Origin of the sequence: Zhenhengia yiwuensis (assembly GCF_014384995.1) — a bacterium.
Classification (GTDB): Bacteria; Bacillota; Clostridia; order Lachnospirales; family Cellulosilyticaceae; genus Zhenhengia; species Zhenhengia yiwuensis.
Genome location: NZ_JACRSY010000001.1, coordinates 43,276 through 60,171 on the forward strand (window position 1 = coordinate 43,276; position 16,896 = coordinate 60,171).

A 16,896-nucleotide genomic window follows, 5' to 3' on the forward strand; every position below is an offset into this window, starting at 1 on the left:
GGTATGAATAAGAAAATAAGAAACATGATTATTGCTTTGGCAGCCATTATACTTGTAACAACAGGTGTTGTACAAACTATCCCACAAATGACCCTTAAAGCGGAGGCTATAGAGCCTTACGCAAAAGGGGAGTTGGCACCGGTAAATAGTGAAATTGCTATTAAACAAGGCGAAATGCTTGTTGCGGCTTCAGATGGTAAACAACTTTTCGTAAATACTGATGATTTATCGATTCGTGTTGTAGATGAAGCATCAGGTAAAGAATGGTCTAGTCAAATTAAAGATGCAGCAAATAATAAAGAAAAATCTATCGTAAATATTACTTACATTGGTAAAGATGATAAAAAAGTAGAGTGGGATGCATACAGTAATATTATCGAACAAGGTAACTATGAAATTGCTCAAATTGAAGATGGTGCTCGTATCACAATGCATTTCCAAAATGGTACAAAAACTATTGAGCAACTTGTACCAAGCTATATTACCAAAGAGCATTATGAAGAGCGTTTCATCAGTCCAATTGAGCAAAAAGAAAAACAAGGTCAATTAACAAGTAAGCAAGTTGCCACTTATAAAAGTGTATTAAACTCTGTTTATGTAAAGGACTCAGGTAAAGGCGGCCTTAAAATTAAATCAGGTAATACACTTCCACCAAGTGGTATTAAACAATTAAATGAACTTGTTGAGGTGATTGGCTATACAGAAGATATGGTAAGAGCAGATAATGAAGCTGCAGGACTTGATATTGAAATGCCACAAATGGCTAGCTTCAAAATTGTTATGAATCTTACACTTGATGAAGGTGACTTACTTGTTAATATTCCAACTTATGAATGCGTAAGTGGTAATGATTTCTTCACACTTCAAAAAATTGAAGTACTTCCTAACTTTGGATATGCTTCATCAGATGTTGTAAAAGATGGTTATATTTTTGTACCAGATGGTTCAGGAGCTCTTTTTGAACTTAATAGCTACAATGCAAGCTATCCTCAATATTCAAGACCACTTTACAACAATACATACTTTGACCAAATGTACACAAGAGATACATTCAGTGAAAACGTGTCTATGCCAGTCTTTGGGATTATGTATGGTAAAGATGAAAATGCTACACATGGGATGATGGGAATTATTGAATCGGGGGAAGAACTTAGTTCGGTTAATGTTCAACTGGGTACAGATGATAGTTCAACAGGCGGTGGTATCAATAATAAAGTATACTCTGCTGTGGACACATCTCAATACTCAAGGGTTAAATTACAAGGGCCTTATGCTGAAGAAAGTACACGTTACTTAACTTCTACAGGACCTATTGAAATGGATTACACTGTAAGATATAAATTCTTTAATGAAGCAACTACATACTATGACTTTGCAGAAGCTTACAAAACATATCTAAGTGAAAAACATGGCATGGAGCTTACTTATAAAAATGAACCTAAATTATACTTAGAAGTATTAGGTGCACTTACATTACCAAAACATTTTGTAGGTGTTCCATATGATGAAGTTGTTTCAATGACAACTTATAATGAGTTAGGTCAAATTATAGAAGATTTAAGTGACATGAACTTAGTAGTAGATTATCAAGGGGCTTTCAATAATGGTGAAAAAACAGGCATTATGAATAAAGTAGAGCTGGTAAAAGAAAATGGTTCTAAAAAAGAACTTGAAGCTTTAATGCAAGTAGCTAATGATAAGGGTGCTGAGCTCTTACTAGGAACAAACCTTATGACAATTAAAGATGCAAGCTTCCCATTCAAAGCGAAAGTACATGCAATCAATGGATACGATGGTAAACCAGCAGAGATTTATAAATACAATTTAATTGATGGCAAGTTCTCACCAAGTAAAGTAGATCGTAAGTATTTACTTCATCCACAATACTTTAAAGATGTAATGGATAATTTCTTAGGTGCTACAGAGACGATTTCAAATATTTCGGTAGCAGACGTACCAAATACATACTATGCAAACTACAATGTAAAAGATATCGTAACACCTATTCAGGCAAATGCTGTAATTGAAAGAGAGCTTCAAAGACTGGATGAATCAAAAGAAATTGTAGCATTCAATAATCCTAACGCCAATACACTTCCATACTGTGACTATGCTGTTAATATTTCAAGAGAGAGCAGTCCATATGGAACAATGTATACAGCAGTTCCATTTAGACAATTAGTAATGAACGGGTTAGTAGAGTATACAACTTTAAATGTTAATATGTCTAAAGAACGTATGGAGTATTACTTACTTCAAGCACTTGAAGTAGGAAGCTACCCTAAATTTACAATTAGTTACCAAAAAGAAGATATCTTAAAAGATACACCTTATACACATTACTTCACAGTAGGTTATGAAAATCTTAAACCTAGAATTGAAGAGCTTTATAGTGAGTATGAAAATGCATTCAATCAAATTGGTACAACTGAAATTGTAAATCATCGCCTTGTAACAGATGGTGTATTTGAGACAGAATATGCAAACGGTGTTAAAGTACTTACAAACTACAATGAAGATGCTGTGACAGTAGAAGGGCATAGCCTTTCACCAGTAGGCTTTAAAATTATTAAATAGTGAGGGAGGGATAAAATGAAACAGTTAAAATACGAGACAAAAAGAAAGTTCCATGGGTTTGTTTTTATCTTGCCTTGGCTAATTGGTTTTATTATGTTCTTTGCAGTTCCTTTAGTGAATACAGTAGTATACTCTTTCAATGAAGTAAGTGTTAGGGAACAAGGAGGAATGAACCTGGAATATTCAGGTATTCAAAACTATATAGACTTATTCCAGAAAGAGGTTACAACAGCTAATGAGCAGGTACTTAGACTTTTGGTTGAAGAAAATCAACAAATGATTATTAACGTACCACTTATTGTTATCTTCAGTTTATTCTTAGCACTTATTATTAATGCAAAATTCCCAGGGCGTGGCGCGGTAAGGGTAATCTTCTTCTTACCGATTATCCTGGGGTTGGATATCGTTATGAGTATGATGCAGCTTGATACAGGTATGATGGGACAAGCTGCAGCAACAACTTCAGCCTTTGCAGATGCATCTATTGCAGAATCAATTTTAAAATTCACAGGCCTACCAGCAGAAGCTATTGTATTTATTAAAGATATCATCAATAATATCTTTACATTAATTACACAGTCTGGTGTACAAACTTTAATTCTTTTAGCAGGTCTTCAATCTATTACACCATCTATGTATGAGGTAGCAAAGATTGAAGGGGCAACAAGTTATGAGACATTCTGGAAAGTAACAATTCCAGCTATTGCAAATATTATCTTCTTTGCATCTATCTACACTTTAATCGATGTATTCTTAAGGTCACCAATTACAAAAGAAATCCATCAATTTGCGTTCCTTAAGAGTAAAATTGGGGTAGGATCTGCCCTTTCTGTAATCTTTATTTTAAATGCAGTTGTATTATTAGGGCTTATTAGTTGGTTCCTTAAAAAGGTGGTGAAGTTAGACTATGGCAAATAATAGAGAGCTAGATAAAATGCAAGTCAATAATGTATATATTCCTGAAAAATTTAAAAAGGCTAAAATACCATGGGAAGGTTATCGTATCAAAAAAGAAGCGATGGGCCTTGTTCAAAAAGTCTTCTTCATCTCATTAGTAGTAGGACTTTGCTTCATTATTTTATACCCACTTTTAAAACTTTTCCCAACAGTATTTGGGGAAATGAGTGATTTAGGAAATCCAGACGTTGTTTGGATTCCTAAAGAATTCTCAACAGTAAGTTTTAGGGCAGCCTTTAAGATTGCTATGGGTGGAAGTATTGGAAGTTTAGTGATTTCGGTACTTTATGCTTTAAGTATTACAGCTATTCAGATTTTTATGAGCGCCATGGCGGGTTACTCTATTGCACGTATTAACTTTAGAGGACGTAATATTATCTTTGCATTAGTTGTATTAACAATTCTTGTGCCACCACAAGCACTGCTTATTTCTCAATACCTTCACTTTAAACAGTTTGATGTTTTAGGTCTTATCACAATGTTTACAGGTGGAACAATAGATCTTATTAATAAACCTTATGTACTTTACTTAATGGCATTCCTTGGATTTGGTCTTAAACAAGGACTTTTCATTTTCATCTTCAGACAGTTTTTCATTACAATGCCAAATGAATTTGAAGAAGCAGCTGTAATTGATGGTTGTGGTTTCTACCGTACATATTTCAAAATTATGTTACCAAATGCTATGCCACCAGTTATGACAGTAGGAGTTCTTTCATTTGTATGGAACTATGGAGATGTATACTATACAAACTACTTCCATCCAGATGGACCATACTTAAGCGTTATATTACAACGTATGTTTGACCCAACAAGACGTGAGGCAGTTAATGATGCACTCTTCAAGCACTTTGACATTTTCCTCACTAATCAAATGACTTTTGATGCAACAAAACAAGCGGCACTCTTTATTTTCTTAATTCCGCTTTTAATTATTTACTTCCTAGCTCAACGTAAGTTAGTAGAAAACTTAGAGCGTTCAGGTATCGTAGGTTAAAAACATATTGAATGAATAAGTTGGAGGCGAGTCATTCTTTTGTATTCAGTTCGTGATTATTAATTCCCCTCGAATGGATACTTTAGAGTGCCTCGTCTTTAATATTATATAAAAAATAAGAGGGAAGATATTTTATGAATCATGCGAGTAGATACTTATATTACAACAGACCAGCTACAAAATGGAATGAAGCATTGCCTTTAGGCAATGGCAAACTAGGGGCCATGTTATTCGGGGGAATAGATGTAGCACGTATAGATTTTAATTTAGATACTTTATGGTCCGGAGAAGGCAGAAATAAAAGCAACCCTTCAGATAAGAAAGATTGGAACGCTATAAGAACTGCTATTTTAGAGGAAGATTATAAAGCAGCTGAGAAAAGTCTTCAAGAAAATATACTAGGAGACTGGTCAGAGGCTTACTTGCCACTAGCAACATTAACTTTAGAAAGAAGAGAAGAAAGATTTGGGGAAGATCTAGAAGAATACAGTAGAGGGCTTGATTTAACTCAATCGCTGTATAAAGAAACTTATATAGAGGAAGGTATAAGTTATGAGCAGGAGGCATTTTGCTCAATAGAAGACAAAGTCTTTGTCTTAAAGCTTAAAGCATCTAAGACGATGCTTAACTTAAAGTTAAAGCTTAAGCCTCCATTAAAGGGTATAGTAGAAGGTGAGAAACAACATACTTTAATATTAACTGGTCATGCACCTATTTATGTGGCACCTAACTATTATCACTGCGAAGATCCAGTGGTATATAAGGAAGGCAAAGGAATAGCTTATGCTATGGGACTTAGGGTACAGACCACAGGATTAGTACATATAGAAGAAGATACAATACATATTGTAGACGCAGATGAAATAGTATTAATAAGTACTGCAACAAGTGATTTTGAGCAGGAAATAGGGTATAACCCTGCAAGTGTAGTAGCAGAACAGTTAGAAAATATTTCTCATATGCCTTATGAAACACTTAGAGAAAGACATATAGAAGCTTATCAGCATTATTTCAATGCCATGCAGCTTGAACTTGGAGAAGCAAAAACAGATAGGACAACAGATGAAAGACTGCGTTTATTTGAAGAAGAAGGATGTAAAGATACAGCACTTATTACATTACTCTTTAATTACGGACGTTATCTGATGATTAGTTCATCTATGCCAGGTACGCTCGCTGCCAATCTGCAAGGTATTTGGAATAGTGAAGTAAGACCACCTTGGAGCAGTAACTATACGCTTAATATTAATACACAGATGAATTACTGGCTGGCGGAAACGACTAACCTTTCTGAGTGCCATATTCCCCTTATTGAACTCATTAAAAAGCTGAGTAAGATGGGGCAAAAGGCTGCTAAAGAACTTTATGGGCTTGATGGATGGGTAAGCCATCACAATACAGATCCTTGGGGAATGGCTACACCTGTAGGACATTATGAGCAAAACTGCCCACCCGTATGTTATGCTTTCTGGCCAATGAGTTCGGGATGGTTATGTAGACACTTATGGGAGCATTATGTTTTTAATCAAGATGAGACTTTTTTAAAAGAAGAAGCCTTTCCTATTATTAAAGAAGCAGTTCGTTTTTATCTAGGCTATTTAGTACCTTACCAAGACTATTATGTGACTATACCGTCTACCTCACCAGAAAATACTTTTAAAGATGCTAAAGGTCATACTTATGCAGCCACGATAGCTTCCACAATGGATATAGCTATTTTAAAAGAGTTATTTGAGACTTATGAAAAAATCTGTACCCTTTTAAATGAACGAGATGAGCTTTTAGAAGAGGTAAAGGTTGCAAAAGAAAAACTGCCACCTTATCTAATTGGCAAACATGGTCAGCTTCAAGAGTGGCTTATGGATTTTGAAGAGTCTGATCAGCATCATAGACATGTTTCACATTTATATGGTCTGTATCCGGGAGATCAAATTACACCAGATCATACACCAGAGTTAGCAAAAGCCTGTGAAGTGACATTAGAAAGAAGAGGCGATGCAGGTACAGGTTGGAGCCTAGCTTGGAAGATTAATCTGTGGGCTAGACTAAAAAAAGGTGAAAGAGCACTAGATTGTATTAAGAAACAGCTTACTTATATTGGTATGGACGGTATTAATATGGGGGGGGGTGGAACCTATGCAAACCTATTATGTGCACATCCACCATTCCAAATTGATGGAAACTTTGGATTTACATCGGGTGTTTGTGAGCTTTTAATGCAGAGTCATACAGATGTGATTGAACTACTACCAGCATTACCTAAAGATTGGTCGCATGGTAGGGTGAAAGGATTAAAAGCCAGAGGTGGCTATACATTAGATTTTAAATGGCAAAATCATAAAGTAGTGCAGGTGACTTTACGTGGTTTAAAAGAGGGAAGCTGTACACTTAGGATAAATGGTGTACTCCATACATTAGAGTGTCAAGCAGGAACAACAACTATTATTAACCTTTAGATTTAAAAGAAAAGAGGATATGAAAGATGAACAGTTTAGCAGAAAGATTAGTTTCAGTTATACCATCTCCAAGACAGCTTAAATGGCATGAATTAAAGTATTATGCCTTTATCCATTTTGGGATGAATACTTTCTACAATTCAGAATGGGGAACAGGTAAAGAAGATCCTCAAAGATTTAATCCTACAGAACTAGATACAGACCAATGGTGTCATACATTAAAAGAAGCAGGGATGAAAGCTGTTATTTTAACTTGTAAGCACCATGATGGTTTTTGCTTATGGCCAAGTAAATATACAGAACATAGTGTAAAGAATAGTCCATACAAAGATGGAAATGGTGATATTGTAGGTGAAATGGCAGCATCTTGTAAAAAATATGGTCTTAAATTTGGTGTATACCTTTCACCATGGGATATGCATGAACCTTGCTATGGTGATTCTCCAAAATACAATGAGTATTTTGTAAAACAATTAACGGAGCTTCTTACACAATATGGGGAAATCTTTAGTGTATGGTTTGATGGTGCATGTGGAGAAGGACCAAATGGTAAAAAACAAGAGTATGATTGGGAGCTTTATCATCAAGTCATCCGAGAGCATCAACCAGATGCTGTTGCAGCAATCTGTGGGGAAGATGTAAGATGGTGTGGGAATGAAGCTGGTCATTGCCGTAAAGCAGAATGGAATGTTGTACCTAGACGTTTAAGTAAACAGGAGACTATAGCAGAAAATAGTCAGCAAGAAGATAATACAGAATTTAGAGAACGTCCAATTACTCCAATGGATCAAGATCTTGGAAGCCGTGAAGTCTTAAAAGATGAAAAAGATTTAATCTGGTATCCAGCAGAGGTAGATACTTCTATTAGACCAGGTTGGTTTTATCATGAAAGTGAAAATGATCATGTCAAACCTTTAGAAAAATTAATTGAAATTTTTTATAATTCTGTAGGTGGCAATGCCTCTCTACTTTTAAATATACCTGTTGATACAAGAGGGCTTATTCATGAAGCAGATGTACAAAGACTTAAAGAACTTTCAAGTTATCTTAAAAAGACTTTTAAAGAATGTATTACTGAAAAAGCACATATTACATCTCTACATGCACAGGCTGAGTATCCGGTACAGCATGTAACAACTCGTAATGAAGATTACTATAAAGCACCAGATGGTACAGAAGCAGATACAATCTGCTTTGCATTTGACGACGTATATGAAATTAATCATATTGTTTTAGAAGAAGCTTTAGCACTTAGTCAAAGAATTGAAAAGTTTGAAATTTTAGCGGAGACTGAAGAAGGTGAAAAAGTAATTTATGAAGGAACAGTTGTAGGTAGTGCTAAGATTTGTAAATTTGAAGCTGTTAAAACTTCAAAAATTTGTATTAGAGTTTTAGAATCTAGAGTTTCTCCGACGCTTAGATTTGTCGGTATTTATACAGTGCAATAGAGGGCGCTTTGGGGAGTAAGAAAAGAGGAACAGAACTTGAACTATTTTTATAGTATGCCAAGCAGTGTAAGTGACGCACTTCATGAAAGAGGTGTGGATGTAGAACATTTATTATATTGTGTGAAGGCGGATCTAAATAAGGAAGGTCATTATGTGGATGTACATATGACATTTGATCAAGGAGCCCTGTATATATTACAGGGCTACGATGCTGTAGCACAAGATTATTTTCAGGTTGTAGATTATGAAGAAATCGATATAAAGAATATAGAAGATCTCTATATAGATAGACAAATTCATACTGCAAGGTTGATTGTTAGGGAAGAGAATAGGGAATATGAGATTGCACGTTTCTCATTAGGTAAAAGTGAGCAATTTGAACAGTTTAAAGACCGTCTTCTAAAAACCAAAAATAATGAGCCGATTGATGATACAGACCTTAAAAATAGAGAGGAATTTTGTCCTAAGTGTCATAATAGATATCCAAATAGGGAAAGGAAGGTATGCCCTAACTGTTTAGATAAAGGAAGTACATTTAAACGCCTCTTAGGTATGTATATGCGCTATAAGAAAGAGTTTATCTTTGTTATGGCTATGATTACAGCTAGTACCCTTTTTAATTTAATCACACCATACTTTAGTGCGCAGCTGCTTTATGATGAGGTACTTACTAAGGGTGGTAGTTGGTATGGAAAAGTAACAGCTATTGTATTATTAATTGCAGGGATACGTTTTATAGGTATTGTGCTGTCAGCCATTTATGGTATTGTACTTGCACGTATGACACCAAAGATTACAAGAGATATTAAGGTAGAGATTTTCTCAAAGCTACAGACTTTACCAGTAGGATTCTTTTCAAGTAAACAGACAGGATCCCTTATGGCACGTGTAGATCAAGATGCTACTAATATTTATTGGTTCTTTGTAGATGTAGTACCTTATGCTATCGTAAGTATTGTAACCATCATTGGACTACTTGGGCTTATGCTCTTTATTAATGTATGGATTACGATTGTGATGTTTACAGGAGTTATGATTACAGTAGTCATCTTAAAACGTTTTAGAAAGAAACAGCGTAAGCTCCATAGAAGGAAGCATCATGCTGTAAGGGCAACGAATGCACTGATTAGTGACTCTTTAAATGGGCAGCGTGTTGTTAAAGCTTTTGCAAAAGAAGATCAGGAAATAGGTAGATATACTATTAAGAATCAAGAGTTTTATGACGTGAGCCTTCATTTAGGTGAAAGATCCGCTAATATGTTTCCATATGTACGTATGATTTCAAGAGCTTCTGACACAGCTGTTCTAGCTATTGGTGCCTTCTCTATTCTTTATGGCAATTTGACTTTAGGAAGCCTATATGCACTCTTTTCCTATACAAGTATGATTCAGAATTCTATTACTTTCCTTGCTAATATGGGGGATAGATGGGCAAGATGTATTGATGCTGCCTCTAGAATGTTTGAAATACTTGACACTTTTCCTTCTTTAAGGGAAGCAGCTGAGCCGATTCAAAGAGATGTACTAGAAGGGGATATTGTACTAGATAATGTAAGCTTTGAATATGAAGTGGGTAGACCAATATTAAAACATATCTCTTTTAATATTGAAAAAGGTCAGATGTTTGGGATCGTAGGTAAGACTGGAGCAGGGAAATCCACACTTATTCACCTGATGTCCAGACTGTACGATACAACAGAAGGTACCATTACAATAGATGGCGTACCGATTAAGCAACTTTCTTTTGAAAGTTTACGTAAAAATATAGGTATTGTATCTCAAGAAACTTATTTATTTATAGGAAGTATAGCAGAGAACATTAAATATGCTAAACCAGATGCAACAATGGAGGAAGTTATTTTTGCAGCTAAAGCAGCATATGCGCATGACTTTATTATGAAGCATGCAGAAGGGTATGATACGATTATTGGTTCTGGTGGCGTGAATTTATCTGGTGGAGAGAAACAGAGACTTTCTATTGCAAGAGCGATTTTACAGAAGCCTTCTATTCTTATTCTAGATGAAGCAACGGCTGCTATGGATACACAGACTGAAAGAAAAATTCAGGAAGCTATCGAGAACTTAAAAGAAGGCCGTACAATTATTGCCATTGCCCACCGTTTATCTACTTTAAGGGATGCAGATAAACTAGCTGTTATTGAAAACGGTGAACTCTTTGAAATGGGTACTCATGAAGAGCTTATAGAAAAGCAAGGCAAGTATTACGAGCTGCATAAGTTGCAGACTGAAGCGATCAAGTTTATAGAAGAAGGGTGATAATATGTTTATAGATGCCACAAAAGTCAAATTTGAAACGCTAGAAAATGGTTTTTTAAAATTAACTTTAGAAGATAAAGTTTATGATAAAGTAACACTAACGAGACTTTTACCCTACAGTCAGGAAGAGGCTTATATTGCAGTGATACAAAATCAAGAAGAAATTGGTATTATTAAAGATTTAAGTGAACTTGAATCTAAAGAATATGATCAAGTTATTAAACATCTTAATTATAAATACTACATACCAGAGATCACAAAAATCAATAGTGTAAAAGAGAAAATGGGATTTCTTTACATTAACCTTGACACAAAAGGTGGGGAGAAAGAAATCTGTATTGCAGACTTTGTAAGTAATATTAGGCTGATTAAGGAAAATCTTCTCAGTATTACAGATGTAGAAGGTAATAAGTACCGTATGAGCAATATCCAAAAGTTAGATAAGGACAGTAGACAAAAAATAGATGTTTTCTTATAGATGAAGTGCTTGGGGAGGGTAAATAAAAATGAAATTAAAGTTTAATCTAAGCCCTGAAATTGAAAAGTCTTTAGAGGAAGACATCATTTATGCACTTCCTTACGATTTGGATTTTGAAGGGGAACAAGTAGACGGGTTCTTAGTTGTAACCCAAACTAAATTGCACCTTTTTAAAGCGCATATGTTAGATAAAACATATAGTTTAGAAGCATTAAAGGACTATGAGGTAGAGCAGTTTATTGGAAGTGGTGCGCTTAAAGTAACTTATGAAGGGGAAGGCGCGAGGATTTGTGCCTTTACCCCTAAATGGTTTAGACGTTATGCAGAACTTGCTAAGATGCTTAACTACTATGCACAAAATAAAGTACATAGTGACTATGATGAAAAAAAGGATGAGTACATTTGCGAAAAATGTGGTTATCCACTTTTAAATGGAAGTACACATTGTTTCAGGTGTCAGAAAAAGAGTACAGTACTGATTAAGATGATGGAGCTTTGTAAGCCTTATAAAAAGTTACTCGTTGGTTCTATTGTAGTCACACTATGTGTGGAACTGTTATGGATTATCAATCCTTATATATTAAGACTTGTTATTGATGGTTATATTGTACCACGTAACCAGGATCCTATAGGGCTTATGCAACTTATATTCGTTTACCTTGGTATCTTTATGACGATTTCCATTTTAGAAAGATGTACTATGAGGTTAACCAATGAACTTTCGAATAAAGTAGCAAAAGAGCTAAGAGGTATGGTATTTGAAAAAATACAAGCCTTATCGCTTAAAGATGTATCTAACCGTACAGTAGGTGAACTGATGAACAGAATGGGGCAAGATACAGAGAAAATCCAAAACTTTATTGCAGAGTATGGAAGAGACGTTATTATTAGGGGATTTTCTTTAATTGTATTAAGTATTATTCTGTTTGTAACAGATTATCGTCTAGCTATTTTAGTGCTTTTACCACTTCCACCTGTGTTATGGATGGTTTCTAAACTTCAGAATACCATTGAACTTAAATACTGGAAACAGTGGCGTAAACATGGGCAATCTAGTAGTTTGCTACATGATATTTTAAGTGGTATTCGTGTTGTTAAAGCTTATGGAAACGAAGAGATAGAAGTTGAACGTTATACAAAAGCTGCAGATAAAGTAAGCGAAGCTATGATTAGTGCAGAAACTTTTTGGTCTAAGACATTTCCATTCCTAGGTTATCTTATTACACTTGGTGAGTTTCTAGTTCTTTGGTTTGCAGGAAATTTAATTTTGAAGAATCAGATGCAAATTGGTGAACTTATTCAGTACACCACTTATGTATCTATGATTTATGTACCGCTTAGATGGTCTATTCAATTGCCTCGTGTACTAGCTGATACTATGGTTAGTGGAGGGAAAGTTTTTGAATTACTTGAACAGGAAAGTGAGCTTGTAGAAGATAAGCAAGCTGTTGAGCATACTATTCATGGGGATGTAACTTTTAATCAAGTAGGTTTTGGCTACACTGTATATGAGCCTGTTTTAAAGAATGTGAGTTGTCAGATTAAGGCAGGGGAGATGATAGGAATTGTAGGCGCTTCGGGAGAAGGTAAGTCTACGCTTATCAACTTACTTATGAGACTCTATGATGTAACAGAGGGAAGTATTGAAATAGATGGCATTGACATTAGAAAGTTTTCTCAAAAATCTCTAAGAAGTCAAATAGGGGTTGTGCTCCAGGAGACGTTCCTATTTGAAGGTACTATTTTAGATAACATTGCTTATTCTAAGCCTAATGCAACTTTTGAAGAAATTATAGAAGCTGCTAAAATTGCTAATGCCCATGAGTTTATTGTAAAATTACCAGATGCTTATCATACGGTAATCGGTGAGAGAGGTTATACTTTGTCGGGAGGTGAAAGGCAGAGAGTGGCGATTGCAAGAGCTGTGCTCCATCACCCTAAAATTCTTATACTGGATGAAGCGACATCAGCACTGGATACACAGACTGAAAAGAAAATACAAGAAGCATTAGATAGAGTCATTGAAGGTAAGACAACCTTTGCCATTGCCCATAGACTTTCAACACTTAAGAAGGCAGATCGCTTAATTGTACTTAATAAAGGAACTATTGAAGAAATAGGTACTCATGAAGAGCTTATGAAAAATGAGTCTGTATATTATAACCTTGTTATGGCACAAAGACAGACTGCACATATTAAACAGTAATGAAATCAAATAAACACAAAGAGGGGAAAATAAAATGAGTAATAGACCTAATATCGTTCTCATTGTAGACGACCAACATAGGGGAGACTGTCTAGGAATAGCAGGACATCCTGATGTTAAAACACCCTATTTAGATAGTTTAGCTATGCGTGGTACCTTATTTGAAAATGCTTATTCAGCATGTCCGACATGTATTCCGGCAAGAGCTGCACTTATGACGGGGATGGCACAGGAAAATCATAAACGTGTAGGCTATAGAGATGGTGTGGCATGGGATTATGAACATACATTAGCAGGCGAGCTTAGTAAAGCTGGCTACTATACACAATGTGTAGGGAAAATGCATGTAAGCCCACTTCGTAATTTGCTAGGCTTTCATCATATTGAGCTTCATGATGGTTACTTACATCATAATCGCTATGCTAATGTACCTTACTATGAAAGTCAAAAGGTGGCAGATGATTATCTTTATTGGCTGAAAGAAGAAAAAGGCATTAGCTGTGATGTGACAGATACAGGACTTGAATGCAATTCATGGGTAGCAAGACCATGGATGTATGAGGAACAAACTCATCCAACGAACTGGGTTGTTAACCGTTCATTAGATTTCTTAAGAAGGAGAGATAGAAGTAAACCATTCTTTCTTATGACGTCTTTTGTAAGACCTCATCCGCCATTTGATGCACCAAATTATTACTTTGACCTTTACAGACATAAAGAGCTTCAGCCACCTCATATTGGAGACTGGGTTGATACTGAAACATATAAGAGATGGGGGAGAGTATTTGATTCTTCAGAAGGTATTGCAGATCCAGAACTTGTAAGGGAAGCACAAATTGGTTACTATGCATGTATTACACATATGGATCATCAAATTGGTAGACTTATTCAAGCCTTAATTGAAGAAGGTGTTTACTATAATACAGTTATTTTATTCGTTTCAGATCATGGTGAGCTTTTGGGTGATCATCATATGTGCAGAAAAACAAGACCGTACCAAGGTAGTATTAAAGTACCGTTTATCTTATCAGGTCCAGAACACCTAGTAGGACCAGGTGGCAGACGTGAACAAAAGTTGGTAGAACTTCGTGATATTATGCCAACTTTATTAGACTTTGCAGATGCGCCTATTCCAGATAGTGTAGATGGAGAAAGTGTGCGTAATTGTAAAGAAAAAGAATGGCGTAAAGTGCTTCATGGAGAACATTCTGGTGGACATATGGGGAATCATTACCTTGTAAGTGAGCAGTATAAATATATTTGGTATACACAAAGTGGCAAGGAACAATTCTTTGATTTAGAAAAAGATCCCTATGAGTTACATAACTTAATAGTAGATGAAAATTATCAAACACATATTACAGCATTTAGAGAAGAAATGATTAAAACTTTAAAAGATAGACCAGAAGGTTATGTGCAAGAAGGTAAACTTCAAAAAGGTTGTGAAGAAAGAACTATATTATAGAAGAAGCTACTATGTTTTCATAGTAGCTTCTTCTATAATATATTATTTATTTCTTACAAGAGATACAGACTGGGCAATGTCTCTTAAAGATGCATCTCCATAGATTTTAATTAATAACTCTATTTGTTGTAATACTTCACGAATGTTTCCCGATACGCTCATGACTAAACTCTCCTTCAAATTTCATGTTATAAAAAGATTATAGCATAAATCGAACAAGTGTTCTATAGTTTTTTTGACAAGAAATAAAAAAATCTGATATAATAAATTGTATAACATAGATAAAGGAGATTTGACATGATTACATTAAAACAGCTTAAAGATGAGATACTTGTTTATGATATTATTAATTTTATAGATGAAGAAGGTAAGCATATTGAATGCGTAGAAGTAACGCTTACAGATCGTGTTATAGATGTGTATATGGATACAAAGGAAGTTAATATTGGTATTATTGCTAAGAAAATTCTAGAACAAGGTTTATATAAAGAAGATTAAAATAAGAAAGAGGTTCTGCTTGACATTTATATATGTAATATCATATAATAAAGAAGCAGTTAATATGTATTTATAAATTTCACATGTTGTTAGAGATTATATAATGCTTATTTCGTGCTTATCTAATCTGTAATAACATGTGAATTTTTTAGTTTACTGTGAAATTTTATTAGGAGGTACCATCATGAACAAAGGTACAGTTAAATGGTTTAACGCAGAAAAAGGTTTTGGTTTCATTGCTAGAGAAGACGGTGACGATGTATTCGTACATTTCTCAGCAATCACAGGTGAAGGTTTCAAAACTCTTGAAGAAGGTCAAGCTGTAAGCTTCGATATTACTCAAGGACCACGTGGCGCTCAAGCAGAAAACGTAGTTAAATTATAATAATAATGATAAGAGGTAGGGCTTAGGCTCTACCTTTTTTTAGTGTTCACAGTATGTTTATTGTAGAATAGGTATGAATGTGATAAAATAGGCAAATAATGAGAACATTTAGAGATGGCTTACAGAAGAAGAGGTGAAATAGAGTGAGTTATTTATTCGGTCTTATTCAGAGTATATTTAGTATTGGATTTACCTTAATAACAATGATTTTTACAATTATTCTTGCGTTCGTTATCGCAGGAATAGCTGCTTTTAAAGGAAGAAGTCCTCTGTTTTGGGGGATATTAGGATTCTTTTTCCCATGGATTGTTTTTATTATGCCTTTTATACCAAGAAAAATGCCTAAGTTTGTAGGAGATTTAAAGTATCATGAAGCATTTAGAGGGAAAAATCCGGTTGTAGCATCTATTATGGCGTTATCAGCTATTGTCGCAAAATCAGATGGTAGTATTAGCCGAGAAGAAATTAAAGTGGTTAAACAATTTGTTGTAAAAACTTTTGGCTTATCTTATGAAGAACTTAATGACTATGCAGGTGCATTTGAGTATGGTAAAGATCATCCTGAGCAATATAAGGAATTTACGCATGTGATTACAAGCTATTACAGCAGAAAAGATATTTTAGTTGCTATAGCTTATTTACTCGTAAAAATTACAATGCAGGATGGGACAAGCATCTCAGTAGCAGAAGATGAGCAAGTACGTAGTATTTTAGCTGAACTAGGTATTAGTAGGTATGAATATGAGAGTATTAAAGCCTCCTTTAGACAAGAGCAGTATAGCTATGGTTATAGTAACTATAGTCAGTATGGTTATAATCAGTCAAATAGTAGTGGTTTCCATACGCAGGGGACGCAATCTCTTACAAAGAAGTATGCGGATGTGCTTGGTGTGGATGAAAATGCTAGTTTATCTGAGATTAAAAAAGCTTATAGAAAGTTAGTAAAAGAGTATCATCCAGATAAGATGGCTGCAGAAAGTATGCCAGAGGATTATGCTAAATTTGCTAATCAGAAGATTATTGAGATTAATGAAGCTTATGAGTACCTGAAAAATTTACGTGAAAATGGATAGAAATTTTAAAGAGGTGTGCAGTAAAAATTCTGTACACCTCTTTAAAATTTAAGGAAAACTTTACAGCTTGATAAAACTT

At 34.9% G+C, this 16,896-nt stretch carries 12 protein-coding genes; all 12 read left to right on the top strand.

Going from position 1 to position 16,896, the window contains the following annotated elements:
- Positions 1 to 3: 3 nt before the first annotated feature.
- The 12 genes from H8718_RS00190 to H8718_RS00245 all read left to right on the top strand — a co-directional run bounded on the left by H8718_RS00190 (position 4) and on the right by H8718_RS00245 (position 16,817).
- Positions 4 to 2,577, top strand: a complete 2,574-nt coding sequence (locus H8718_RS00190) for a DUF5696 domain-containing protein (RefSeq protein WP_177671290.1) — start codon at positions 4 to 6, stop codon at positions 2,575 to 2,577.
- A gap of 15 nt (positions 2,578 to 2,592) precedes the next feature.
- Positions 2,593 to 3,495 carry a carbohydrate ABC transporter permease gene (locus tag H8718_RS00195; protein WP_177671289.1) on the top strand — a complete coding sequence of 301 codons (903 nt, stop codon included), beginning with the start codon at positions 2,593 to 2,595 and terminating at the stop codon, positions 3,493 to 3,495.
- Positions 3,485 to 4,531 carry a carbohydrate ABC transporter permease gene (locus H8718_RS00200; RefSeq protein ID WP_177671288.1) on the top strand — a complete coding sequence of 349 codons (1,047 nt, stop codon included), beginning with the start codon at positions 3,485 to 3,487 and terminating at the stop codon, positions 4,529 to 4,531. The genes H8718_RS00195 and H8718_RS00200 overlap by 11 nt, the downstream gene beginning before the upstream one ends.
- A 134-nt stretch (positions 4,532 to 4,665) precedes the next feature.
- Entirely contained in the window at positions 4,666 to 6,987 is a 2,322-nt protein-coding gene (locus H8718_RS00205; protein ID WP_249331086.1) for a glycoside hydrolase family 95 protein, read from the top strand.
- A gap of 26 nt (positions 6,988 to 7,013) precedes the next feature.
- Positions 7,014 to 8,435, top strand: coding sequence for an alpha-L-fucosidase (locus H8718_RS00210; protein WP_177671286.1), 1,422 nt, complete (start codon positions 7,014 to 7,016; stop codon positions 8,433 to 8,435).
- A gap of 36 nt (positions 8,436 to 8,471) precedes the next feature.
- The gene (locus tag H8718_RS00215) at positions 8,472 to 10,712 is read left to right on the top strand and encodes an ABC transporter ATP-binding protein (protein ID WP_249331087.1); all 2,241 of its coding nucleotides are present in this window, start codon (positions 8,472 to 8,474) and stop codon (positions 10,710 to 10,712) included.
- 4 nt (positions 10,713 to 10,716) lie between these two features.
- The gene (locus H8718_RS00220) at positions 10,717 to 11,190 is read left to right on the top strand and encodes a DUF1854 domain-containing protein (RefSeq protein WP_177671285.1); all 474 of its coding nucleotides are present in this window, start codon (positions 10,717 to 10,719) and stop codon (positions 11,188 to 11,190) included.
- A 28-nt stretch (positions 11,191 to 11,218) separates the two neighbouring features.
- The gene (locus tag H8718_RS00225; RefSeq protein WP_177671284.1) at positions 11,219 to 13,396 is read left to right on the top strand and encodes an ABC transporter ATP-binding protein; all 2,178 of its coding nucleotides are present in this window, start codon (positions 11,219 to 11,221) and stop codon (positions 13,394 to 13,396) included.
- A 34-nt stretch (positions 13,397 to 13,430) separates the two neighbouring features.
- Entirely contained in the window at positions 13,431 to 14,861 is a 1,431-nt protein-coding gene (locus H8718_RS00230; protein WP_249331088.1) for an arylsulfatase, read from the top strand.
- A gap of 297 nt (positions 14,862 to 15,158) precedes the next feature.
- Positions 15,159 to 15,359 (top strand): hypothetical protein, encoded by a 201-nt coding sequence (locus H8718_RS00235; RefSeq protein ID WP_177671282.1) that lies wholly within the window; start codon positions 15,159 to 15,161, stop codon positions 15,357 to 15,359.
- 184 nt (positions 15,360 to 15,543) lie between these two features.
- Positions 15,544 to 15,744, top strand: a complete 201-nt coding sequence (locus H8718_RS00240; protein ID WP_177671281.1) for a cold-shock protein — start codon at positions 15,544 to 15,546, stop codon at positions 15,742 to 15,744.
- A gap of 143 nt (positions 15,745 to 15,887) precedes the next feature.
- On the top strand, positions 15,888 to 16,817 hold the full coding sequence (locus H8718_RS00245; RefSeq protein ID WP_249331089.1) for a DnaJ domain-containing protein: 930 nt from the start codon (positions 15,888 to 15,890) through the stop codon (positions 16,815 to 16,817).
- Positions 16,818 to 16,896: the final 79 nt, after the last annotated feature.

Excerpts from the sequence above, each read along its gene's own strand:
- H8718_RS00235 (WP_177671282.1), top strand. The coding sequence starts at position 15,159 with ATGATTACATTAAAACAGCTTAAAGATGAGATACTTGTTTATGATATT.
- H8718_RS00190 (WP_177671290.1), top strand. The coding sequence starts at position 4 with ATGAATAAGAAAATAAGAAACATGATTATTGCTTTGGCAGCCATTATA.
- H8718_RS00210 (WP_177671286.1), top strand. The coding sequence starts at position 7,014 with ATGAACAGTTTAGCAGAAAGATTAGTTTCAGTTATACCATCTCCAAGA.
- H8718_RS00225 (WP_177671284.1), top strand. The coding sequence starts at position 11,219 with ATGAAATTAAAGTTTAATCTAAGCCCTGAAATTGAAAAGTCTTTAGAG.
- H8718_RS00240 (WP_177671281.1), top strand. The coding sequence starts at position 15,544 with ATGAACAAAGGTACAGTTAAATGGTTTAACGCAGAAAAAGGTTTTGGT.
- H8718_RS00220 (WP_177671285.1), top strand. The coding sequence starts at position 10,717 with ATGTTTATAGATGCCACAAAAGTCAAATTTGAAACGCTAGAAAATGGT.
- H8718_RS00200 (WP_177671288.1), top strand. The coding sequence starts at position 3,485 with ATGGCAAATAATAGAGAGCTAGATAAAATGCAAGTCAATAATGTATAT.
- H8718_RS00230 (WP_249331088.1), top strand. The coding sequence starts at position 13,431 with ATGAGTAATAGACCTAATATCGTTCTCATTGTAGACGACCAACATAGG.
- H8718_RS00205 (WP_249331086.1), top strand. The coding sequence starts at position 4,666 with ATGAATCATGCGAGTAGATACTTATATTACAACAGACCAGCTACAAAA.
- H8718_RS00195 (WP_177671289.1), top strand. The coding sequence starts at position 2,593 with ATGAAACAGTTAAAATACGAGACAAAAAGAAAGTTCCATGGGTTTGTT.